20 protein-coding genes are annotated in these 21,422 nt (G+C 51.6%); 6 read left to right on the forward strand and 14 right to left on the reverse strand.

What is annotated here, in order from left to right; all coding sequences use genetic code 11:
* Nucleotides 1–241 precede the first annotated feature (241 nt).
* On the reverse strand, nucleotides 242–862 hold the full coding sequence (locus GO984_RS18375; RefSeq protein ID WP_157024057.1) for a L,D-transpeptidase: 621 nt from the start codon (nucleotides 860–862) through the stop codon (nucleotides 242–244).
* A gap of 167 nt (nucleotides 863–1,029) precedes the next feature.
* Here GO984_RS18375 and dalA point away from each other — a divergent pair, with 167 nt between their 5' ends.
* On the forward strand, nucleotides 1,030–1,527 hold the full coding sequence (dalA, locus tag GO984_RS18380; RefSeq protein ID WP_157024058.1) for a divisome-associated lipoprotein DalA: 498 nt from the start codon (nucleotides 1,030–1,032) through the stop codon (nucleotides 1,525–1,527).
* Nucleotides 1,528–1,640: 113 nt separating this feature from the next.
* Here the strand turns inward: dalA and GO984_RS18385 are convergent, their stop codons facing one another.
* The 8 genes from GO984_RS18385 to hslO form a co-directional block, all read right to left on the reverse strand.
* Nucleotides 1,641–2,159, reverse strand: coding sequence for a L,D-transpeptidase family protein (locus tag GO984_RS18385; RefSeq protein WP_157024059.1), 519 nt, complete (start codon nucleotides 2,157–2,159; stop codon nucleotides 1,641–1,643).
* Between the two features lie 71 nt (nucleotides 2,160–2,230).
* The gene (locus GO984_RS18390; protein ID WP_157024060.1) at nucleotides 2,231–3,022 is read right to left on the reverse strand and encodes an ion transporter; all 792 of its coding nucleotides are present in this window, start codon (nucleotides 3,020–3,022) and stop codon (nucleotides 2,231–2,233) included.
* 22 nt (nucleotides 3,023–3,044) lie between these two features.
* Nucleotides 3,045–4,292, reverse strand: a complete 1,248-nt coding sequence (locus GO984_RS18395) for a class I SAM-dependent RNA methyltransferase (RefSeq protein ID WP_157024061.1) — start codon at nucleotides 4,290–4,292, stop codon at nucleotides 3,045–3,047.
* A 41-nt stretch (nucleotides 4,293–4,333) separates the two neighbouring features.
* Nucleotides 4,334–6,178 carry an ABC transporter ATP-binding protein gene (locus GO984_RS18400; protein WP_157024062.1) on the reverse strand — a complete coding sequence of 615 codons (1,845 nt, stop codon included), beginning with the start codon at nucleotides 6,176–6,178 and terminating at the stop codon, nucleotides 4,334–4,336.
* Entirely contained in the window at nucleotides 6,175–8,013 is a 1,839-nt protein-coding gene (locus GO984_RS18405) for an ABC transporter ATP-binding protein (RefSeq protein ID WP_157024063.1), read from the reverse strand. Before GO984_RS18405 ends, GO984_RS18400 begins: the two co-directional genes overlap by 4 nt.
* A gap of 201 nt (nucleotides 8,014–8,214) precedes the next feature.
* Nucleotides 8,215–9,369 carry a CCA tRNA nucleotidyltransferase gene (locus GO984_RS18410; protein ID WP_157024064.1) on the reverse strand — a complete coding sequence of 385 codons (1,155 nt, stop codon included), beginning with the start codon at nucleotides 9,367–9,369 and terminating at the stop codon, nucleotides 8,215–8,217.
* Nucleotides 9,369–9,962 (reverse strand): CoA pyrophosphatase, encoded by a 594-nt coding sequence (locus GO984_RS18415; protein WP_157024065.1) that lies wholly within the window; start codon nucleotides 9,960–9,962, stop codon nucleotides 9,369–9,371. Before GO984_RS18415 ends, GO984_RS18410 begins: the two co-directional genes overlap by 1 nt.
* Complete coding sequence (hslO, locus tag GO984_RS18420; RefSeq protein ID WP_157024066.1) at nucleotides 9,955–10,941, reverse strand: Hsp33 family molecular chaperone HslO; 987 nt, start codon at nucleotides 10,939–10,941, stop codon at nucleotides 9,955–9,957. The genes GO984_RS18415 and hslO overlap by 8 nt, the downstream gene beginning before the upstream one ends.
* Before the next feature lie 77 nt (nucleotides 10,942–11,018).
* Here hslO and GO984_RS18425 point away from each other — a divergent pair, with 77 nt between their 5' ends.
* Nucleotides 11,019–11,471, forward strand: a complete 453-nt coding sequence (locus GO984_RS18425) for an NUDIX domain-containing protein (protein WP_167740413.1) — start codon at nucleotides 11,019–11,021, stop codon at nucleotides 11,469–11,471.
* 53 nt (nucleotides 11,472–11,524) lie between these two features.
* Here the strand turns inward: GO984_RS18425 and GO984_RS18430 are convergent, their stop codons facing one another.
* Nucleotides 11,525–12,796: a PP2C family protein-serine/threonine phosphatase gene (locus GO984_RS18430; protein ID WP_138163008.1), complete on the reverse strand. Its 1,272-nt coding sequence runs from the start codon at nucleotides 12,794–12,796 to the stop codon at nucleotides 11,525–11,527.
* Between the two features lie 172 nt (nucleotides 12,797–12,968).
* Here GO984_RS18430 and GO984_RS18435 point away from each other — a divergent pair, with 172 nt between their 5' ends.
* Complete coding sequence (locus tag GO984_RS18435; protein ID WP_138162730.1) at nucleotides 12,969–13,295, forward strand: Hpt domain-containing protein; 327 nt, start codon at nucleotides 12,969–12,971, stop codon at nucleotides 13,293–13,295.
* 87 nt (nucleotides 13,296–13,382) lie between these two features.
* On the opposite strand, the gene ilvA is transcribed toward GO984_RS18435, so the two are convergent.
* The gene (gene ilvA, locus GO984_RS18440) at nucleotides 13,383–14,609 is read right to left on the reverse strand and encodes a threonine ammonia-lyase IlvA (RefSeq protein WP_157024069.1); all 1,227 of its coding nucleotides are present in this window, start codon (nucleotides 14,607–14,609) and stop codon (nucleotides 13,383–13,385) included.
* Between the two features lie 71 nt (nucleotides 14,610–14,680).
* Nucleotides 14,681–15,466 (reverse strand): hypothetical protein, encoded by a 786-nt coding sequence (locus GO984_RS18445; RefSeq protein ID WP_157024070.1) that lies wholly within the window; start codon nucleotides 15,464–15,466, stop codon nucleotides 14,681–14,683.
* A gap of 137 nt (nucleotides 15,467–15,603) precedes the next feature.
* On the opposite strand from GO984_RS18445, the gene GO984_RS18450 reads away from it, so the two are divergent.
* The 3 genes from GO984_RS18450 to msrA all read left to right on the forward strand — a co-directional run bounded on the left by GO984_RS18450 (nucleotide 15,604) and on the right by msrA (nucleotide 18,070).
* Complete coding sequence (locus GO984_RS18450; RefSeq protein WP_157024071.1) at nucleotides 15,604–16,827, forward strand: argininosuccinate synthase; 1,224 nt, start codon at nucleotides 15,604–15,606, stop codon at nucleotides 16,825–16,827.
* The gene (locus tag GO984_RS18455; RefSeq protein ID WP_157024072.1) at nucleotides 16,827–17,264 is read left to right on the forward strand and encodes a DUF1810 domain-containing protein; all 438 of its coding nucleotides are present in this window, start codon (nucleotides 16,827–16,829) and stop codon (nucleotides 17,262–17,264) included. Before GO984_RS18450 ends, GO984_RS18455 begins: the two co-directional genes overlap by 1 nt.
* Nucleotides 17,265–17,404: 140 nt before the next feature.
* Nucleotides 17,405–18,070, forward strand: coding sequence for a peptide-methionine (S)-S-oxide reductase MsrA (gene msrA / locus GO984_RS18460; RefSeq protein ID WP_157024073.1), 666 nt, complete (start codon nucleotides 17,405–17,407; stop codon nucleotides 18,068–18,070).
* Nucleotides 18,071–18,123: 53 nt separating this feature from the next.
* Here msrA and GO984_RS18465 read toward each other — a convergent pair whose 3' ends face one another.
* Together GO984_RS18465 and GO984_RS18470 are read right to left on the reverse strand one after the other, a co-directional pair.
* Nucleotides 18,124–18,996, reverse strand: a complete 873-nt coding sequence (locus tag GO984_RS18465; RefSeq protein ID WP_157024074.1) for a ribokinase — start codon at nucleotides 18,994–18,996, stop codon at nucleotides 18,124–18,126.
* 5 nt (nucleotides 18,997–19,001) lie between these two features.
* The gene (locus GO984_RS18470) at nucleotides 19,002–21,257 is read right to left on the reverse strand and encodes an NADP-dependent malic enzyme (RefSeq protein WP_157024075.1); all 2,256 of its coding nucleotides are present in this window, start codon (nucleotides 21,255–21,257) and stop codon (nucleotides 19,002–19,004) included.
* Nucleotides 21,258–21,422: the final 165 nt, after the last annotated feature.

The raw sequence follows: 21,422 nt of genomic DNA on the forward strand, positions 1-21,422 counted from the left end.
TCGATGATTACGGGTGGCTCAACGATGGGCTCAGCGTAGCTACCCGCAAATGCGGTCGAAGCAGCAGCGGACAGAGCAGCGGCGAGAACGAGTTTTTTCATATTAACCTCCAGAAAAAGGCGCGACCATTCAAATATGGTCTACGCAGCCAAGACATACCTCGTGTTTTTTTCTAACCAGTAAAAACCCGAGATTGCAAACGCTTGTTGAGAGAAACCGGCTTAGCCGGGAGACAATGTGGTCAAATAAGCAACACTTGGGTGCCTATCTTAGCCATCCCGAAAAGCTGCGCAATATGTTCATTATAAAGGCCAATACAGCCATTGGAAGACTTTCGTCCAATTTTACGCGTATCATGGGTTCCGTGAATCCGATAATACTTCCAGCTGAGATACAATGCATGGCTTCCCAAGGGATTGTCCGGACCCGGTGGAACATAAGACGGCCACTCTGGATTGCGTTTTCGCATATTGGGCGTAGGCGACCAAGACGGGCCTTCGACTTTACGTATAATGCTAGTGCGGCCACGGCGGGTCAAATCATCAGACACAGGCACTGACGATGGGAACAGTTTGTAAGTTGCCCCATCTGCGGACCAGTAATGTAATGCGCGACTGTCGATGTCGACCAAAATCGCGCCACCTTTCAGGTTGTCGAAATAAGGCTGCCAGCTCTTGGCCCGAAACGCAGAAATGTTGCGGCGCACAGGGGCTTCTGCTTCTGCGGCTGGCCGCAATGGATCGATAACGGGTTCAGCATCGGGGTCGGCAGTGACTTGCGCCAAAGCTGGGGCCCCCAGAAGTGCCGCTGAGCCGGTTAAAAACAACCTGCGGGACGGAGTTTGGAATGGCTTAGAAGACATGAACGTCATTACCTGCACAAATGGAATCTATCATGGCGCATATTATGGCGTGAATGCCTCAGTCGCAAATCAATCCCTTGTCACCACGAGCATTTTACCGCCAGCACGTTTGCGCCAATGCCACACTAAGGCTAAGTGCTGTAGCTAGATATTAGACAAGGTGCAAAATGAAGCGTGTATTATTGATTGTTGTCGCAGCCGTGCTGACCCTAGCTGTCGCCTGTACCCCAGTGCCCAATGGCGGTTCAAGTGGTAGTGGCAAGGCATATCGAATCCGCAATGCAGACAAGGTTCAGTTCCGCATGCTTGATTCGGTAAATGCGTTGCGACAGGCCTCTGGCAACCCAGTGGTGCAGCTGAACGGTCAGCTAAACGCTGCGGCCGCTACACATTCTCGTGACATGTCCGTGCAGAACAGACCGTGGCATTTTGGATCTGACGGGTCTTCGCCTTTGGACCGTGTTGCCCGTACCGGATACACTGGCACCATGCTTGGAGAAGCCATTTCTGAAACCTATGAAGGCGAATTGGAAACTCTTTCAGCCTGGATGGAAGACCCCGGTACCCGCGCAGTCATCATGGATCCCAAGGCAGTCAATTTGGGTTTCTCTTGGTTTCAGGAAAGTAACGGCAAAATTTGGTGGACGCTGGTTATGGGCGGGTAATTCTACAGACCAGCAAGCACCTACAAAGGCGGCCCTGAGCCGCCTTTAGTTGTTTCTGGCAATGTGAAATTCTGAGATTTTAAACCGCAAACATTTGTTGTTTGCCGCCAGACTTACAGCCGCAGGGTAATCGTGGTGCCATTGCCGACCATGGAATAGATCTCTTCGATCTCATCGTTTGACACGGCAATACAGCCTGCAGTCCAATCATCCACCCGTGCAGCTCTTCGACGAGCCTTTGCGTCATTGGGTTGTCCGTGAATGAAAATCTCACCACCGGGCCGTTTGCCCAGAGCATTGGCTTCAGCAACGTCTTGACTATTGGGATACGAGATACCTACTGACAAATGATAGGAACTATTGGGATTGCGGCGGTCAATCACATAAGTACCTTCAGGCGTTTTCCCATCGCCCTCTATCGTTTTGGCCCCTGAAGGCGCAAAACCCAAATCGACTTTATATTCACGCAGCACTTCTTCATTGTGCAACAGGTACATTTTGCGTGCACCCTTGTTGATCACCACTGAGGTAACTTCGGGGCCATGGTAACTTTTGAATTTGTTGGATGCATTGCCACAGCCAGCTACGGATAATGTAGCAGCTGCGCCCAACCCAAATGCTCGTCTGTTCATTTTGATAGCTCTGGTTTCTGCTCGTTTTTGGCTTTTTGCCAGAATACCCCTAAACACTTCGTTAACCAAAATCACTTCTTAGCAATTTGTTCATTTTGCGCGGGCAACCGCCGCTCGATAGCTTCGAGCCGGGCCAGAACCTGATCACGATAGGCGTCAGTACGTACGGTGTCCTCGACGCTGTGGGCGTCTTGCATCGAATTCACAATCAGACCCACGAGCAAGTTCACTACCGCAAAGGTGGTGACCATGATGAAGGGCACAAAGAACACCCAAGCATAGGGGAACACCACCATTACCGGCCGTACAATCCCCATTGACCAGCTTTCTAGCGTCATGATTTGGAACAAGGAGTAGGCGCTGTGCCCTAACGTACCAAACCATTCTGGAAACGTTCCGCCAAACAGTTTGGTCGCAATCACCGAGCCAATATAGAAAATGATCGCCATCAATAAAAACACCGAGCCCATTCCGGGCAAGGCCGTAATAAATCCTTCGACAACCCGGCGCAGGCTGGGCGCAACTGAAATCACGCGTAGTACCCGAAGGATTCGCAAGGCACGCAAAACTGAAAGTCCCTGTGCGCCAGGCACCAACGCTATTCCAACAATGATAAAATCAAATATATTCCAGCCACTAAAAAAGAATCTGTGTCGCCGCACCATTAGTTTAGCCAAAATTTCGAGAACAAAAATAGCCAGACACATCTCGTCGATCAGTGTAATGACACCACCGGCTCGTGCCATAATGGATGGAGCGGTCTCCAAACCCAATGTCACTGCATTCACCAGAATGACCGCGGTAATGAAGTGGCCAAACCGTGCGCTATCCAGGATGACCGTAAGGCGTTGAATAATATTCATAATGGGGTTTCCGGATTTGGAATCAATCGGCAAGGGTGAAGGATGCAACCAGTTCGGTATGGGATGACCAGCGAAACTGGTCAACAACCTGAACCCAGTTCAGCTGATAGCCGGCCTCGACCAATACCTTAGCATCACGTGCAAAACTGACCGGATTACATGACACATAGGCGATGGTCTTGGTACGGGCCTCAATCAGCTCAGCCACCTGTGCCTCGGCACCGGCGCGGGGTGGATCGAGAACTGCGGCCTCGTAAAAGGCTCCAAAAGGATTCAGCTCATCCGGCATCATTGGACGGCGGTACAAGTCTCGAGCAACCGCTTTGACCAGTTTCAAACCCTTGGCCTGACGCCATCCGGCCTCTAGTGCCTGGATCATTTCCGGGTCGCCTTCAACTGCTAGCACCTCAGCCTGCTCTGCCAAAGGCAGCGCAAAGGTGCCACAGCCTGCGAACAAATCAACAATGCGCTTAGCGCCCTGAACGATGTCTTGCACTGCTGCAAGCAGTGCCGCTTCACCATCGCGGGTGGCCTGCAAAAAGCTACCCGGTGGCGGACAGACCTTTGCATTGCCAAATGTTTGGGTGGGCGGCTGGGTCATTGCGATCTGTTCATCATCCCAAGTCAAACGGGTAATACCCAGTTTTTCAACAGATTGAGCCAGCGACAATCGCAATGGGCCATCCAAGGGTTTGCCGTTTTTGACCAGCACATCCAAACCAATGTCAGACAGGGTCACGGTGACCGCCAGTGGTGTTTTGCGACTGGCACCGATCAATGCCAAATTTTCAGCCATCGGAATCGCGGCCAACAGGTCTGGATCCAATAAGTGACAATCCGGGATTTGTGTAATCACGCCTGAGGCACGGCCGTGAAATCCTGCCATTGCACCTTTTTTAGTACGTCGCACCGCCAGTGTCGCGCGGCGGCGAGAGTGCGGCGGAGAGGTATGAATAGGGCGAAACTCAGTTTCCAACCCCTGCGCCGTCAATGCATTGTACACGATGCCCTGTTTCCACTCAGCCACGAACCCATCATCCGCGTGTTGCAACTGGCAACCGCCACAGGATTTATAGTGGCGACAAGGCGCCTGCACCCGGTGATCCGACGGCGTTTCAATACGAATGTCGCCCAGCGCACTGCCATCGACAGTGCCAGTAATCACCTCACCCGGCAGGGTACGAGGGGCAAATAGCGGACCTTCGGCGACTCCGTCACCTTGGTGTCCGAGACGAGTGATGCTGGCGGTGGTTCTGGCTGATGTACTCATAAGCGCCCTGATACAGTCCGCAGAGCGCTTTGGCAAAAGCCTTATTCCGCTGCCTCGGCCTCTGTCTCAGTTCGAATGAACCCACCCGACTGTCGGGCCCAAAATTGCGCATACAAACCACCCTCGGCCAGTAGCTGATCGTGGCTACCACTTTCCGCAATGCGGCCCTGATCCATTACAACGATGCGATCCATTTCGCTGAGCGTCGACAATCGGTGTGCAATTGCCAAAACGGTTTTACCCTCCATCACCCGGTGCAGGGCGGATTGGATCGCTGCCTCGACTTCGGAATCCAGGGCCGAAGTAGCTTCGTCCAACACGAGAATTGGGGCATCTTTTAGGATTGCGCGGGCAAGAGCAATACGCTGACGCTGCCCACCAGACAGCTTAACACCGCGTTCACCCAGATGGGCATCATATCCCTGCCGCCCCTGGCCATCCTGCAGCAAGGCAATGAAATCGTCCGCTTCAGCTTTACTGGCCGCATCAATCAGTTCGGCTTCGCTGGCATTCGGGCTTCCATACAAGATGTTATCGCGTGCTGAGCGGTTGAACATCGCGGTTTCCTGCGTGACCATGCCAATCTGACGACGCAAAGAGTTTTGGCAAACATTTGAGATATCTTGACCGTCAATCAAAATACGGCCCGATTCGCCGTCATAGAGCCGCATGAGCAGTGAAACCAAGGTGGATTTCCCAGCACCCGAAGCGCCAACGATGCCTAGTTTTTCGCCTGGCTTGATCGTCAGAGAAATGCCTTGAATGCCCCCAATATCACGACCGTAAGCAAATCCGGCATTGTCAAAAACAATCTCACCACGGGGGACAACAAGATCCACCGCATCATTTGCATCTTCGACACGATTTCGCACGGTCAGTGTTTTCATACCGTTTTCGATTTCACCGATGTTGGAATAGATCCCCATCAAGGTGAAGCTAACCCAACCGGTCATCTGAGCAATCCGGATCGACACCGCACCTGCTGCAACAATATCGCCTTCGGTCGCTTGCCCCGACTGCCAGAGTAGCAGTGTCGCTCCGATCAGCAGTACCGGTAGCAACCCAGCCAGTGTCATCAGGGCGAACCGAAAACCCGCCGCAAGATAGCCAAAGCTCAGCGCCTTAGTTCGGAAATCACCCATAGCATCTTGAGCAGTCTTTTCCTCATGATCAGCATGGGCAAACAGCTTAACCGTTTTGATGTTGGTGATCGAATCCACAACCTGCCCAGTAACCATCGCTTTGGCCCCGGCCCGTGTACCGGCCCGTATACGCACCCGTGGCAAGAACCAGCTAATCACCGCAAAATAGCCAACCAACCAGACGAGAAACAGTACCGTAATACGCAGATCAATTGCGCCAAGCAGCGCCATTGTGCCAATCATCGAGGCCAGAGCAAATGCTACAACATTGATGACCTCTGACGCGACAGAGGTCACCGCACTGGCAGTTTGCATTTGTTTTTGCGCAATGCGACCGGCAAAATCGTCATCAAAAAAGCTAACCGACTGCCCTAAGACCCATCGATTCAACCGGGACAGAACCATTGGGTTTACGTTTGGCTGCACGATGATCGAATTCGACACCGCAGACAAAGTGAACAGAACTGGGCGAATGATCAGAAAGAAACCGATAGCTCCGGCTATTATCAGTAGGTTTTGAGGTGTGAAAAATACCTGTGGACCGCTGGACACGGCAGTATCAATGACAAGACCAAGGATATAAGCGGTTCCAGCCTCCATCCCGCCTGCCAATGCCGAAAACAAAGCTGCCAAGATCAACATTGGCCAAGCCCCGGACAGGCTCCAGCGCAAGAAAGGCCAAAGAGTTTGCGGCGGCGGCCCTACTGCAGGGCGAAATGCGTCGATCCAATTTCCAATATTCATTCTGCTGCCTCGATATTCAGGAAACCACCCGACTGCCGCGCCCAAAATTGGGCATATTGCCCCTGCGCAGCCAGTAGATCATCGTGACTACCTTGTTCCACTATCCGACCCTGGTCCAGCACCAGAATTCGATCCATCTGTGCGATGGTGGACAGCCTATGTGCAATCGCGATCACGGTCTTGCCCTCCATCATGCCATACAAGGTTTTCTGGATCACCGCTTCCACCTCGCTGTCCAGCGCACTTGTCGCCTCGTCCAACAACAGGATTGGTGCGTTTTTGAGTATAACACGGGCCAAAGTGACACGCTGACGCTGGCCGCCCGACAGTTTCACACCTCGTTCACCAACGTGTGCATCATACCCTTTGCGCCCTTGCGGGTCTTCGAGATCCAGAATGAAATCATGAGCTTCAGCTTGCTTGGCCGCTTTGATCATTTGCTCTTCGGTTGCATCTGGGCGCCCATACAACAAGTTATCACGCACCGAGCGATGCAGCAGTGAGCTGTCTTGTTGTACCATACCGATATTGCTGCGCAGGCTATCCTGAGACACCGAGCGAATATCCTGACCATCAATCAAAATTTGCCCGCGTTCAGTGTCGTAAAACCGCAAGAGCAACTTAACCAAAGATGATTTGCCCGCACCGGAACGGCCAATCAAACCAATTTTTTCACCCGGCCGAATGGTAAGATTCACTTTATCAAGACCACCGGTTTCTCGCCCGTAGTGATGCGATAGGTTCTTAAGTTGAATCTGACCACTGGTTAGTTGCAAAGGGGCCGCATTGGCGGCATCCACCAGATCAATCGGCTGAGCAATCGTTTGCATGCCTTCGGAAACCACACCCAATTCACGGAAGAACGAATTCAAAGCCCACATAATCCAGCCAGTCATCGCATTTAGACGCAAGGTTAGCGTGGTCGCTGCCGCGACGACACCAACTGAAGCCTGATCCAATGACCAAAGATACATAGCCCAGCCCACCACTCCAACGATCAGCACGCCATTCAATGTAACCAAGACGCCATCAACAATGGTGAAAATCCGCATCTCTGCCTGAAAGGTCTTGCGCGTTTTCTCAATCACACCCTTGGCAACCGCCATTTCGTGGTTGTGATGTGCAAACATCTTGACCGAATGAATATTGGAATAGCTGTCCACTACGGCTCCGGTCACTGCCGAACGCGCGTCAGATGAAGCCTGAGATGCTGGGCCAACCCGCTTGATCATCCAGCGCACCAACAAACCGTATAATGCAAACCAAATAATCAGGGGCAACAGTAAGCGTGGATCAGCTGCCATCAGTAAAATGGCAGCGCCAATCAGGTAAGCAAGCGAGAAAGAAATCGCGTCGAAGACCTGAAATACCACTTCACCTGCGGCTGGTGGTGTCTGCATGATCCGGTTGGCAATACGGCCCGCAAAATCGTTTTCAAACCAGCCAACCGATTGACGTAAAACATGTTTATGAGCCCGCCAGCGGATCAACGTGCCAAAATTGGGAAGAACCGCATTATTCAAAATCAGTACATCCACCAACTGAAGTGCGGGACGGATCAATAAGATAAAGGCAGCAACAAGAATCAGTTCAGTACCGTGGTTCTCCCACAAGTGGGCAGGTCCATTGCCCAACAGGTCCACAATCCGACCCATATAATAAATGAGTCCAATTTCAATCGTTGCTACGATGACGGACATGACAGCTGCCCAAAAGAATATTCTTTTAAACGGCTGGGAGTAGCTACGCATAAACGGCCACAACCGCGTTGGTGGCGTATCCTGTTCCGCATAGTCGCAATAAGGGTCTACAAGATTTTCAAAGTATCGAAACATGGGGGGGTGCTCCAGTTGAGCAATAGCAATTACAAATGCAGACAACGGTGCCAAGGCACCCTAGTCAATCAGACAGGATATCGGTTTTAAATGAACCAGATCCCACGATACATTTGTATTCCTCCGTCATTTGACAGGTTATTGATGGCCTACAGTTAGGACAGATTTTTATCTTTGTCACGCGCTTTGGTTGTGCTGTCGCTATTTTCGATTGGCCAACAGCGCCTCACGGGTCAGCGTAAACCCTGAGGTGATCCAGTCAGACTCAAGTTGTTTCAACGTTTCTCCCAATTGTTTACCCGTAATTTCTGGCATCAAATCACGCGCCGACAGTGGAAATTTCGCAGATCCACCAAAGGCAATTTCAGTCTCTAAATTGGGAAAAAGGGGTTGTTCCAACAATGCTGATCTCAATAGCAGCACATCCCTCGCCTTGGTGACGCCAAACCTATATCCCAGTTCAGATGGAGATGTCGTTCCCTCAGCCTGATCGCGCAAAGTGATCCAATTGACAACCTGCGCCTTGCTTAGCCGCAAGTGTTCCCCAATATCTGCACCGCCCAGCGCGGCCAATCGACGTATAGGATCAGGTGCATGCCCTGCTTCAAGACAGATCAGTGGCGCCAGCGCACGGTCATCCGCTCCGGGGAGCAAGCGCAAAAGCACGCCTGACTGCCGCATTGCTGCGACTGCCGGGGCCGGATCATCAGCTGACAGAAGCTTAAGAAACTCAGCGCCAACCCTTTCACGCGACAATTGATCCAGACCATCCAGATTGCCTGCAATCGCCGCCAAAGCATCGGGGTCAAACCCAGCATCGGGGTCACCATACCAAGCATGAAATCGGAAATACCGCAGTGATCGCAGATAGTCCTCGCGAATGCGGTTTTGTGCCGTACCAATAAATCGCACCTGACGAGCCTTCAGGTCTGCCATGCCGCCCAGAGGATCAACCACTGTTCCATCAGGACGTGCATACAGGGCGTTCATCGTGAAATCGCGCCGAGCAGCATCATCAGCGATGTCACTGGAAAATGCCACAGTAGCGCGGCGACCATCAGTCGCTACATCCTTGCGAAAGGTGGTGATTTCAAAGGGTGTACCACCACCAACGAGCGTAACGGTCCCATGATCAATCCCAGTTGGAATCGCCTTGATCCCTGCCCGTTTGGCCAATTTCATTACCGTTTCAGGCTGTGCATCCGTAGCCAAATCCAGATCCGAAACCGCGACACCCAAAAGCGCATTGCGGACACATCCGCCAACAAAGAGCAGCTGCGCCCCATCGGCACAGATGGCATCACAAACCGTTTGAGTGTTGGGATCACTTAGCCAAGGTTGATCAATTCGGGTCATCATTGCATCCGATCTGCTAGCCCACGCAGCATTCGTGCAGTGGCACCCCATATATAGTAGGGACCATAAGGAACCGTAAAATAGAGCCGCCGTTCGCGCCGCCAATACCTTGATTCAACGACATAGTTTTCGGGGTTTAGCAGGTGGTTGAGAGGAACGGAAAACACCTCGTCGACCTCGCCCGGTTCGGGCTGTAACTGAAAATCACGGTCAATTATTGCTACGACGGGTGTGACCCGGAATCCAGTAACGGTTTCATGTTCGGGTAATTGGCCGATAACCTGTGGAAGATCACTCGGCAGACCGACTTCCTCCCAGGCCTCGCGCAGGGCAGCAGCGGTAACATCGGCATCGCCTTCATCCTGCTTGCCGCCCGGAAATGCGATTTGGCCCGGGTGATGCTTCAGTGCCGATGACCGCTTGGTGAGAATTACATGTGGTTCGCCACTAGTGGTAGAAATAGGCACCAATACGCCAGCAGGACGCAACTTGCGCCCTGCTGCCAGTTCAATATTCGGGTTCAAATCAAAATCCGACGAACCCGTTCCGGATCGCTCCAAAGCCGTTCGAAGGGTTTCGATCAGGTCAGGCATTCGGCGGATTTTCCGCGTCAAACCCAACCGTTTTAGGGTCTAGGTCATAATGGGAACTGCAAAACTGGCAGTCAGCAGTAATACGCCCGTCATCGGTGGTCATTTTTTGGAGGTCCTGAGCGGAATAGATAGACAGGCTTTGACGCACACGCTCTTCAGAACATGTACAGCCAAATGTGACGCTCTGTGGATCGAACACGCGTGGCTCTTCTTCATGGAAGAGGCGCAGCAAGAGGTCGGTTGGAGGAACCGAGGGGCCAATCAATTCAAGGTCCTCGACTGTGTCCAGCAGGATATTGACCCGATTCCAATTTTCGCCCTCTTCACCATCCACTAGATCAGCAGCGGTTAAGATCTCACCGTCACCTTCAGCTTGGGCGACAAAAGGGGATGCCTTGGGCATATGCTGCAACATGATACCGCCCGCCCGCCAATGCTCCGCACTTCCGGGTGTTGAGGATTTACCAAAACTGAGGCTAAACCGGGTTGGTAATTGTTCAGATTGAGCAAAATAGGCTTCGGCACAGGCCGACAGAGATTCGCCATCCAGCGAGGTGATACCCTGATATGGTGTGTTACCTTCACCCTGATCTATCAGAACTGCGAAATATCCATCACCCACCTGATCAAATGGCGTGCGATCATCCAGCCGGTCAGCGTCATAGCTGGCATAAGCACGAATTCTAGCCGGTTCGCCCTCAACCTGTGGCGCATAATAGTCGGTTGCTATCATCCGAACCGGGCCTTTGGATTGTACCTGCAGTGACAGTTTCCAGCGCAATTTGATGGTCTGGCCGATCAACGCGGTCAACAATGCCATTTCGGCCACTAGGGCTTCGACTTGTGGCGGGTATTCATGTTGTTTCAGGATACCATCCAACACGCCATCCAGCCGCGCCACGCGGCCACGCATGTCGACAACATCAAGTTGAAATGGCAGGACTGTATCGTCCCAAGCGATTTGTGTTCCAAGAGTCATGGGGTTTCCTTACACGCCCGAGGTTGGCATATCGAGCCTATATAGGTGTATCACATTTGGATGAAAGGGGTTGCAGCGTGATCAGACGATTTGGAGAGCCACCAGAGCCGGGTCGCCACTATCACCGCAGGCCTGGTGTTTATGCGTTATTGCCTCGAAATGGTCAATTCCTACTCACCTGCCAATATGATCCTGACCCTGACATTCAATTGCCCGGTGGAGGCATTGACCCGGGTGAATCTCCTCTCCCAGCGCTGCACCGTGAGGTTCATGAGGAAACTGGTTGGAGTATTTCCACTCCGCAAAAATTTGGAATTTTCCGACGGTTTGTTTATATGCCAGAGTACGATTTGTGGGCAGAAAAACTATGCCACATATACGTTGCTCGTCCAGTGCAACGCATTGCTCCACCTAGGGAAAAAAACCATGAAGCCATTTGGACGGACGCATCAGATGCTGTCAGTCAGCTAGGCAATCCCGGAGACCGGTTTTTTGCTGCTCAATTGAATAGATTAAAACAGCATCGTTGAGAAATATCATTCTGAGGTCATCCCCTCACGCCCAACAATGGCAGATCTACAAATCACGGTCCATTGTACTCAAACACAGTGGCTGAAACGTCATCTTCCAGACCAAATTCTGGCGACATCACTTGTGTAAGGTGCCAATATAGATCGTCCAAAAATTCCTGACCACTTTGTCGGGAATCACACTTTTCAATCAGATCTAACAGTCCTTCAGGTTCTAGCATCTCGCCATTCACCAGCCGTGCTTCGGTAAAACCATCCGAATAGAGCAGTAGTCTATCACCCGGCTCCATCACCGTTTCCACCTGCGTATAGGGGATATCAGGTATCAATCCTACGGGTACACCGCCTTCACCCAAGAACTCTGTCGACCCATCTTTGCGTAAGACCAATGGGTGTGGATGACCCGCCTGGACCAGTTTGAGAATGCCGCTGCGTAGATCCACAATGCAGTAAGCCATAGTGAAGTATTCTTCGATTCCTGTATCAGCAATCAATCGAGCGTTCAGTAGGCTGGCCACTTCCTCGGGCTGGCGCAATGCATAGAACCGATTAAAGCGTTTTTCCATCGCGACGTTCTGATCAAAATAGTTTGTCGACAAATAGCCACCCAGACGGGCCGTCATCATTGCCGACGTGATACCATGGCCAGACACATCTATCGAATAGAACCCCAACCGGTTCACACCTGGCGAGAACATCCCAACAAGATCCCCACCAATATGACCGCAGGGCTTTAGCAGCAAGCTGACTGAAGACGACCCAAATTTGCGCGACAGTTCCGGCACCAGAGATTGTTGGATTTTTCGTGCTTGAACCAAGTCTTTGTCAATTGCGTCATAGACACGCTGCAGTTCACCCAAAGTATCGGAAACAATACGATTTTTTTCGGACAGTTCACGCTGCATTCGCAGAATACGTTCACCCGCCGAAATACGGGCTCGCAGCTCATTCGAACTTACGGGCTTAGTTAGAAAATCGTCAGCGCCAGCATCGAGACCTTCCGCGACTTCGTTCTTTTCACTTTTTGAAGTCAGCAGGATAAAATAGCTGTAGCTTTCCTTGGAATACTCACGAAATGCCCGGCAGAAATCTAAGCCACTCATTCCAGGCATCATCCAGTCACTGAGAATCAAGTCCGGCGGGTCCAAACTGCAAATTTCCATTGCAGCCTCACCGCTTTCAGCTTCGGTAACCTCGAATCCCCACTTTTTCAGCGACGCCACAAGAATGCGCCTCTGGAGCCGACTGTCGTCCACGACCAGAACCCGTCGAATCGACCCATTGTCGATTTGCTCGTCCTTATCAAATGTACTGTCTGGCAACACCGAATGCACCTCGTTAATGTCAGCCGAAAATCTAGTAACCGGTGGCAATATCACTCCTGCCACTTAACAAGCCATGAACCTTAAAATTTAACGTATACTTCCTCATTCATCATAATTTTACGGTTTCAGCGTACATGTAGCAGAATTAAGAACGAGTAACAGGATTTCCGCCATGATTGACTGGCCTAGAGTAAAAGAATTGCGTGAAGAAGTAGGCGCCGAAGACTTTGGGGAAGTTGTCGATCTGTTTCTAGAAGAAGTAGAAGAAGTTATTGGCAAGCTCAGCAAACTCTCTGATCGTACGCAGCTGGAGCAAGATTTACATTTTCTGAAGGGTAGCGCTTTGAGCCTAGGGTTTCAGGGGTTTTCTTCACTGTGCCAAGATGGGGAACGGAAATCCGCACAGGGTAGTGCAGACACTGTAGATGTTCCGGCGATCATCGCGACGTATCAATCTTCTAAAGCCACGTTCATCAACGAATTGCCCAATCGGTTTTGAGAAAAGCCTGATCTATCCATAGTTTTAACGCTCCCAATGTCCGAGTTGCATTCCTCAGGTGAATGCAATCCCCGAATGGTTCCGACTCTAAATCACAAATTGCGCCAAAGTTTCATCACTGGTTATGTCACTGTAAGTGAACCCTGCTTCGTCGAGTCGGGAAAATAGCTTTGGAAAATTCTCTGGTCGCTTGGTTTCAATGCCAATCAAAACCGAACCAAAGTTGCGAGCAGATTTTTTCATATACTCAAACCGGGCAATGTCATCTTCTGGTCCCAGAATGCCCAGGAACTCTTTCAACGCTCCGGGACGTTGTGGGAGTCGTAGCAGGAAGTATTTTTTTACGCCCGAGTAACGTTGCGCACGTTCCTTGACCTCTGGCAGGCGTTCGAAGTCAAAATTTCCGCCTGAGGTGATACAAACAACCGTCTTTCCCCGTATCCACGAGCGAACATCGCCCAGCGCTTCCACTGCAAGCGCGCCGGCTGGCTCCAAAACGATGCCTTCGACGTTCAACATCTCGATCATCGTTGTACAGATCCGGTCCTCAGAAATAGTCAGCACATCAGGCAGTGGAACATGTTGCAACAAAGCAAATGGTTGCACCCCAATACGCCCAACAGCGGCACCATCGACAAAAGTATCAACACGATCAAGAGAAACCGGATGCCCTGCTTTTAGCGCCGCTTTCAGACAGGCCCCACCCTCAGGCTCAACAAACAAACAATGAATCTGATCACCAAACCAACTTGCCACCCCAGAGGACATTCCTCCTCCGCCTACAGGCAGGATCACGTGATCAGGGACTTTACCCAGTTGCGCCTCGATCTCGACCGCAATTGAGCTTTGACCTTCAATTACATCCGCATCATCAAATGGCGACAAAAAATGGCCGCCTTCACGCTGACACCATTCCTGTGCCGCTGTCAGAGTGTCATCAAAATAGTCGCCGACAAGATGGACCTCGATCTGGTCACCACCAAACATCCGGGTTTTCTGGATTTTTTGCTGTGGCGTGGTCACAGGCATAAAAATCACGCCTTTAACCCCCATGTGACTGCACATATAGGCAACGCCTTGGGCATGATTGCCAGCGCTGGCGCAGACAAACAGATCCTGATCCGGTTGTTTACGCATCGCGTTGAATGCACCGCGAATTTTGTAAGATCGCACTGGGCTCAGATCTTCTCGCTTGAGATAAATCTCGGCACCAAAACGCTCTGACAGATGCGCATTGCGCTGCAGCGGTGTGGCTGGGAATACATCGCGCATAGCGGCTTCGGAGGCACGGGCCTGGGTCTGAAAATCAGTCATGCCTTATTGAGTGGCCTATGCCTGCCCTCAAGGCAAGGGGCAGGCAAATATTCATGGAAGTCCGAAGGAGATCAATCAATCTCGCGCTCTTCGACATAGTGGCCGTAGATTGTTGTCAAAATACTGACATTTACCAAGGACATCACCAGGGCAATCAATAATTGAAAAGCTATTCCGAACGGAGGGAACACCACCATAGACAATCCGGCAACATACTGGAGCAAAAACTGAACAACCGCAGTCGAAATACCGGTAACCAGCAAGGGACCGCTTGCCCCTGCTGTAAAGACCCAAGCTTCTCCTAGCTTTAGGGAATCTCCAACTGCAGCCGCGGGCAGAACTGGCGAAAGTCGATAAAAAATGAGATATGCAAGCGTCATTGTGACCAAAGGAATAAACTGTGCAACCATTGGCAAGGCCGATGAAAAGCCTGCAGCGGCAACACCAACAATCATTCCAAGCGGAAGCATGGACACAACAACAACGAGTCCAATTAGCAGGCCGCTGCCAAAGTAGGCCACGATCCGGTCAATACGAAATTCAGGTATCCAGCCACTTGGGTACTCCTCGAGCAAAATAAAACGGTGCCAAGAAACAAAAATCCACAGTTGGATAACTACGAACAAAATCAAAAACGATAAGATCGGCAAGAGCCGAGCTCCAACACCAACATCTCGGACCAATAACTCGACCGAACCTTGAGTGTTGAACGTATCAAAAGTTAATCCGGTTATCAGCAGTAACGCAGCAAACAAACCAAACCCGATCAACACAGGCACCAGTGCAATCTTCATGGCTTCGGACAAATTGCGCGTCACCATCCCCACTGAATGAGCAAATATGCTCCAACCTTTCATAATTCGTCCTTCCAAATACCAAATCAAATTTGCTGCGGACCCTAGACGGAGCTAGTCATCGCGAAAACCCCAGAAATCCTTGCTCTCTCTCGCGAAAAGCGATATCGGCCAATCGTTCTGCTGAAGAGGAAATTCCAATGTCCGCGCCCAAAAAAGTTGTTCTGGCCTATTCCGGTGGCCTTGATACCTCGATCATCCTGAAATGGCTGCAGACCGAGTACGGTTGTGAGGTTGTCACCTTTACCGCCGATCTGGGTCAGGGCGAAGAGCTGGAGCCCGCCCGCGCCAAAGCGGAACTGCTGGGAATTGCACCGGAAAACATCTTTATCGAAGATGTTCGTGAAGAATTTGTCCGCGACTTTGTTTTCCCGATGTTCCGCGCCAACGCGGTATACGAAGGCTTGTATCTGCTGGGTACTTCAATTGCCCGCCCGCTGATCTCCAAACGTCTTGTTGAGATCGCAGAAGCTACCGGCGCTGACGCTGTTGCACACGGTGCTACCGGCAAAGGCAACGACCAGGTTCGGTTCGAACTGGCCGCATACGCATTGAACCCCGACATCAAGGTAATTGCACCTTGGCGTGAGTGGGATCTGACCTCACGTACTCGTCTGCTGGAGTTTGCTGAAGCCAACCAAATCCCGGTTGCCAAGGACAAACGTGGCGAGGCCCCCTTCTCGGTTGACGCCAACCTGCTGCACACCTCGTCCGAGGGCAAAGTGCTGGAAGATCCCGCTGTTATGGCACCCGATTACGTCTATCAGCGCACTGTTCACCCCGAAGACGCACCGAATGAGCCTGAGTTCATCGAAATCGGTTTTGATAAAGGCGATGCAGTTTCGATCAATGGCGAATCAATGTCGCCAGCCACTATCCTCACCAAGCTCAACGAGTTGGGTGGCAAGCATGGCTGTGGCCGTCTCGACCTTGTTGAGGGTCGCTTTGTTGGCATGAAATCGCGTGGCATCTACGAAACACCGGGCGGCACACTGCTGCTAGAAGCACACCGTGGTATCGAATCGATCACCATGGACCGCGGCGCGATGCACCTCAAAGATGAGCTGATGCCAAAATATGCAGAGCTGATCTACAACGGGTTCTGGTATTCGCCTGAGCGTGAAATGCTGCAAGCCGCCATCGACGCGAGCCAAACCCATGTCACCGGCACCGTACGTTTAAAACTGTATAAAGGATCTGCCACCTGTGTTGGCCGCTGGTCCGAGCATTCGTTGTATTCCGAAGAGCACGTCACATTTGAAGATGACGCCGGCGCATACGATCAAAAAGACGCGGCTGGATTTATTCAGTTGCAAGCCCTACGTTTGAAATTGATCGCGATGCGCAACAAACGGGTTAAGTAATGGAAGATGAAGACTTCTCTGATGAGTTAGAGATGTTTGTCGAGGCTCAGGACACCGTGTGGAACGATGTCCTGAGTGAACTCGCTGCCGGGCAAAAGAACAGCCACTGGATGTGGTTTGTTTTTCCGCAACTGGCCGAACTGGGTAAATCCCATATGGCCCAGCTCTACGGCATCGAGGATTTGACAGAAGCAACTGCCTATTTGAATCACACTGAGCTAAGTAGTCGATTGATCGAAGTCAGCCGTCTTATGCTGACTCATACATCCATTCCTGCTGATCAGATTCTTGGGCCAGTTGACGCTAAAAAGCTCCGTTCTAGCATGACCTTGTTTAGCGCAGTCCCCAACGCTCCAGTTGAATTTCAACAGATTTTGGGACAGTTTTTTGAAAACGACCCCTGTCCCCTAACCAAGGCAGCGTTGATTGGAAACTGACCCTTACTGGCGCAGAGCGCTAGTAAGGGAACTTCGACTTCTCCTAGGCTATAAAGTTCCCTCACCTCTCTGTGACAAATGATGTCAGCATATTGAGGCGAATTAAGACGCACGTCAGGGTAAGGGAAATGGAGGTAACTATGCGCCTAATTGACAACCTGAAGCCCGTTGCGTTGACCGTACTGATGTTGGTAGTGGCACTGTTACGTGGCCATGAAGCCCATGCTGAAACACGCGAAGTTCTGGTAGTTGCAGGAGGCTGCTTTTGGTGTGTCGAAAGTGATTTTGAATCTGTTCCGGGAGTGTCCAACGCGGTTTCAGGATACATCGGCGGCACCAGCAAACATCCGACCTATAAACAAGTCAGCAAGGGTGGAACCGGACACTACGAAGCAGTCCAGATCTTTTTTGATTCTGAAAAAGTCAGCCGCGAAACTCTGCTAATGATGTTTTTTCGCTCAGTAGATCCAACCGATGCTGGAGGGCAATTTTGCGATCGTGGTGACAGCTACCGTACAGCCCTATTCGTCTCTAACACGGGCGAAAGGACACTAGCAGAACAGGTCAAGGTGGAAGCGCAAATGGCATTGCAGCAAACGATTGTAACCCCGATACTGGAAATGACTCCGTTTTATCCAGCAGAAGCCTATCACCAAGATTACTACAAAGGTCGAAACCTGGTATTCACTCGGTTTGGTCCCAAACGACAGGCCGAGGCTTATAAACGTTATCGCCAAGCCTGCGGCCGAGATGAACGAGTAGCAGAGCTATGGGGGGATGCAGCGCCGTTTGCCAACAAGCATTAAGGGCGAAGGAACTCCGCCCTATCTGTATCCCCAACCAAATACCCAAATTGACGCTAGAACTGAGCGTCTTGGGTTTCTTTTAGATCAGGGATGACATCAGCTGTACCTGGCCGCGTGACCATCAGTGCGGCCGCGCGTGTCGCAAGCATCATTGCTTGCGGCATAGGCAGTCCCCGATCAAGTCCCGAAAGAACATAGCCAGTAAAAGTGTCGCCAGCGCCCGTTGTATCGACGGCTGTAACAGGTAATGCAGGAATGTCCAAAATCTCTCCCGTTCCCATACTAAAATGGCGCGCGCCTTTAGCTCCCAAAGTGATAATCACATCTGAGACGCCTAATTCGGTGGCGGGCTTTCCTGTTGCATGCTCCAACTGCTGAGCTTCAACCTCGTTTAGGAACAACAGATCTAGAAATGGCAAAACCGCCTGCACAGCTTCGGCATCGAACGGTGCAGCCGCGTAGCAAACTCGTAAGCCCAGTTCGCGACCCATTTTTGCAGCCTCCCCCTGCATATTCGTTTCGTTCTGCAAAACGAGAATATCGCCCGACCCAGCCTGTGACACAGCCAGCCCCAGTTGATCATTGGTCAACTCTCTATTGGCCCCGGGGAACAAGATGATTTGGTTTTCACCCTGGCGATCAACAGCGATGATCGCGTGGCCGGTTGGCGTGTCAATCTGGTCAATATAGCGGGTGTCTACGCCATATTCCATCAACCTATCGACTGCCCATTTTCCATCAGGGCCCACCGCACCAATGTGACAGACATGCGAGCCGGCACGAGCGGCAGCGACCGACATATTGGCCCCCTTGCCGCCCAGAAATTGCTGCAAATCCAGCGCCGCCAGTGTTTCACCAGGCGTCGGCAAATGCGGTAGCGCATAAACCATATCAGCGTTGATAGAGCCGAGATTCCATATTGCCATGGTATTTACCCGATGTCGCAGGCAGCCAGCACTGCCATGTTTAGAATGTCATTGGCGGTTGCTGTCGTTGAACAAATCTGAATCGGTTTATCTACTCCACTCAGAATTGGGCCAACCACAGTGGCGCCCCCCATTTCCTGCATCAGTTTCACCGAGATCGAGGCTGAGTGACGGGCAGGAACGATCAGGATATTGGCTGGGCCAGTCAGGCGTGAGAAGGGATAGGCGTCTTGCGACGCTGCATTCAAAGCTACGTCAACCGTCATTTCGCCCTCATATTCAAAGGAGACGCCGCGTTGGTCCAGCACTGCCGGCGCCAGATGCATTTTCTCTGCACGTTCTGACACTGGGTACCCAAATGTGGAAAAGCTGACAAAGGCAACGCGTGGATCCAGTCCCATGTGACGGGCAACACCAGCGGCACGTTCGGCAATGTTTGCCAGATCGTTTTCATCTGGCCACTCATGTACCAGAGTATCACCAATCAGAACAATCCGCCCTTTGTGCAACAACGCCGTGACCCCTGCCGCACCGTGCGCAGCATCGGCGTCAAATACATGGTTAACACGATCCAGCACATGCGCAGATTTGCGGGTGGCACCTGTAACAAGACCATCACCGTGCCCATGGGCCAGCATCAAAGAGGAAAATACATGCCGATCGCGCGCGGCCAACCGGTGTACATCCTTGAGATCAAACCCTTTGCGCTGCAGGCGTGAATAAAGGAAATCTTTGTAAGTATCCAAATGTGGAGTGATGGCAGCGTTGATCACTTCCAATTCGCCAACCGCATCACCAAGGCCGGCCTCTTCTAGCTTTTGCTTCACGTCGTCCTGACGGCCAACAACAAGTGCCTTACCAAAACCCGAGCGCTGATAGGTAACCGCAGCGCGCAATACACGCTGGTCGTCGCCTTCGGCAAAAATCATCCGGCTCTGCGCTGTACGCGCGCGCGCATTCAGGCCTCGCAAGATCGACGCAGTAGGATCCATACGGCTTTTTAGGCTCAGTTCGTAGGTTTCCATGTCAATAATTGGCCGTCGCGCAGCACCAGTATCCATGCCTGCTTTGGCCACTGCCACTGGAATCCGGTGGATCAAACGAGGATCAAACGGTGTCGGAATGATGTAATCACGACCAAATGACAGGCTTTTGCCATAGGCCAGCGCAACCTCATCCGGGACATCCTCACGTGCGAGTGCAGCCAGTGCATGGGCACACGCAATTTTCATTTCATCGTTGATAGCGCGTGCATGAATATCAAGCGCACCGCGGAATAGATAAGGAAAGCCCAGCACGTTATTGACCTGGTTCGGATAATCCGAACGACCAGTAGCAACGATGGCGTCTTCCCGAACCTCATGGGCCTCTTCCGGCGTGATTTCTGGATCAGGGTTCGCCATAGCAAAAATCACCGGATTGGGTGCCATCGCTAAAACCATGTCCTGAGTCACTGCACCCTTGGCAGAAACACCAAGGAACACATCAGCACCCTTCATAGCTTCTTCCAATGTGCGCAGATCAGTAGGCACGGCATGAGCTGATTTCCACTGGTTCATACCCGCGGAACGACCTTGATAAATCACACCCTTAGTATCACAAATAATGCAATGTTCGTGTCGCGCACCCATAGCTTTCAGCAACTCGATACAGGCAATTCCTGCAGCGCCGGCGCCGTTTAGAACAATTTTTACATCTTCGATTTTTTTACCAGAAATATGCAGCGCATTGATCAAACCTGCTGCACAAATCACCGCAGTGCCGTGCTGGTCGTCATGGAATACAGGAATGTCCATTTCTTCCTTCAGGCGTTGCTCAATAATGAAACATTCCGGTGCCTTGATATCTTCAAGGTTGATCCCACCAAAGGTTGGCTCCATCAACTTTACCGCGTTGATAAAGGCCTCAGGGTCTTCGGTGTCCAGCTCGATATCAATCGAGTTGACGTCCGCAAAGCGTTTGAACAGAACCGCTTTGCCCTCCATGACCGGCTTAGACCCAAGCGCACCCAAATTGCCCAAACCCAAAACCGCGGTCCCGTTCGAGATGACAGCAACCAGATTGCCCTTGTTGGTATAGTCATAGGCCAGTGCAGGGTTTTCAGCGATCGCCTCGCAGGGGACTGCAACGCCCGGCGAATAGGCAAGTGACAGATCACGCTGAGTGGTCATCGGTACCGTGGCCGCGATCTCAAATTTGCCGGGTGTTGGCTCTAAATGAAAGGCCAGGGCTTCTTCATTGGTGATTTTAGCTTTGGTCATTGCGTCTGTTTCCTGATCGGTGCCTCTTGGCGTCATATCGCAGGCAGCGCATGTTCTCAACGCTTATACGTTTTGACCTTTCGCCACAGGCGGCTGGTTTGTAAGGTCGCGCCGACTTGACCCCACCAGAATACAGACACGGAGACCTGACTTTGGCCACTGTCA

This window comes from Parasedimentitalea huanghaiensis, assembly GCF_009753675.1.
Lineage (GTDB): Bacteria > Pseudomonadota > Alphaproteobacteria > Rhodobacterales > Rhodobacteraceae > Parasedimentitalea > Parasedimentitalea huanghaiensis.

Coding starts and splice junctions, on each gene's coding strand:
- GO984_RS18375 (WP_157024057.1), bottom strand. CDS start 862: ATGTCTTCTAAGCCATTCCAAACTCCGTCCCGCAGGTTGTTTTTAACC.
- dalA (WP_157024058.1), top strand. CDS start 1,030: ATGAAGCGTGTATTATTGATTGTTGTCGCAGCCGTGCTGACCCTAGCT.
- GO984_RS18385 (WP_157024059.1), bottom strand. CDS start 2,159: ATGAACAGACGAGCATTTGGGTTGGGCGCAGCTGCTACATTATCCGTA.
- GO984_RS18390 (WP_157024060.1), bottom strand. CDS start 3,022: ATGAATATTATTCAACGCCTTACGGTCATCCTGGATAGCGCACGGTTT.
- GO984_RS18395 (WP_157024061.1), bottom strand. CDS start 4,292: ATGAGTACATCAGCCAGAACCACCGCCAGCATCACTCGTCTCGGACAC.
- GO984_RS18400 (WP_157024062.1), bottom strand. CDS start 6,178: ATGAATATTGGAAATTGGATCGACGCATTTCGCCCTGCAGTAGGGCCG.
- GO984_RS18405 (WP_157024063.1), bottom strand. CDS start 8,013: ATGTTTCGATACTTTGAAAATCTTGTAGACCCTTATTGCGACTATGCG.
- GO984_RS18410 (WP_157024064.1), bottom strand. CDS start 9,369: ATGACCCGAATTGATCAACCTTGGCTAAGTGATCCCAACACTCAAACG.
- GO984_RS18415 (WP_157024065.1), bottom strand. CDS start 9,962: ATGCCTGACCTGATCGAAACCCTTCGAACGGCTTTGGAGCGATCCGGA.
- hslO (WP_157024066.1), bottom strand. CDS start 10,941: ATGACTCTTGGAACACAAATCGCTTGGGACGATACAGTCCTGCCATTT.
- GO984_RS18435 (WP_138162730.1), top strand. CDS start 12,969: ATGATTGACTGGCCTAGAGTAAAAGAATTGCGTGAAGAAGTAGGCGCC.
- ilvA (WP_157024069.1), bottom strand. CDS start 14,609: ATGACTGATTTTCAGACCCAGGCCCGTGCCTCCGAAGCCGCTATGCGC.
- GO984_RS18445 (WP_157024070.1), bottom strand. CDS start 15,466: ATGAAAGGTTGGAGCATATTTGCTCATTCAGTGGGGATGGTGACGCGC.
- GO984_RS18450 (WP_157024071.1), top strand. CDS start 15,604: ATGTCCGCGCCCAAAAAAGTTGTTCTGGCCTATTCCGGTGGCCTTGAT.
- GO984_RS18455 (WP_157024072.1), top strand. CDS start 16,827: ATGGAAGATGAAGACTTCTCTGATGAGTTAGAGATGTTTGTCGAGGCT.
- msrA (WP_157024073.1), top strand. CDS start 17,405: ATGCGCCTAATTGACAACCTGAAGCCCGTTGCGTTGACCGTACTGATG.
- GO984_RS18465 (WP_157024074.1), bottom strand. CDS start 18,996: ATGGCAATATGGAATCTCGGCTCTATCAACGCTGATATGGTTTATGCG.
- GO984_RS18470 (WP_157024075.1), bottom strand. CDS start 21,257: ATGACCAAAGCTAAAATCACCAATGAAGAAGCCCTGGCCTTTCATTTA.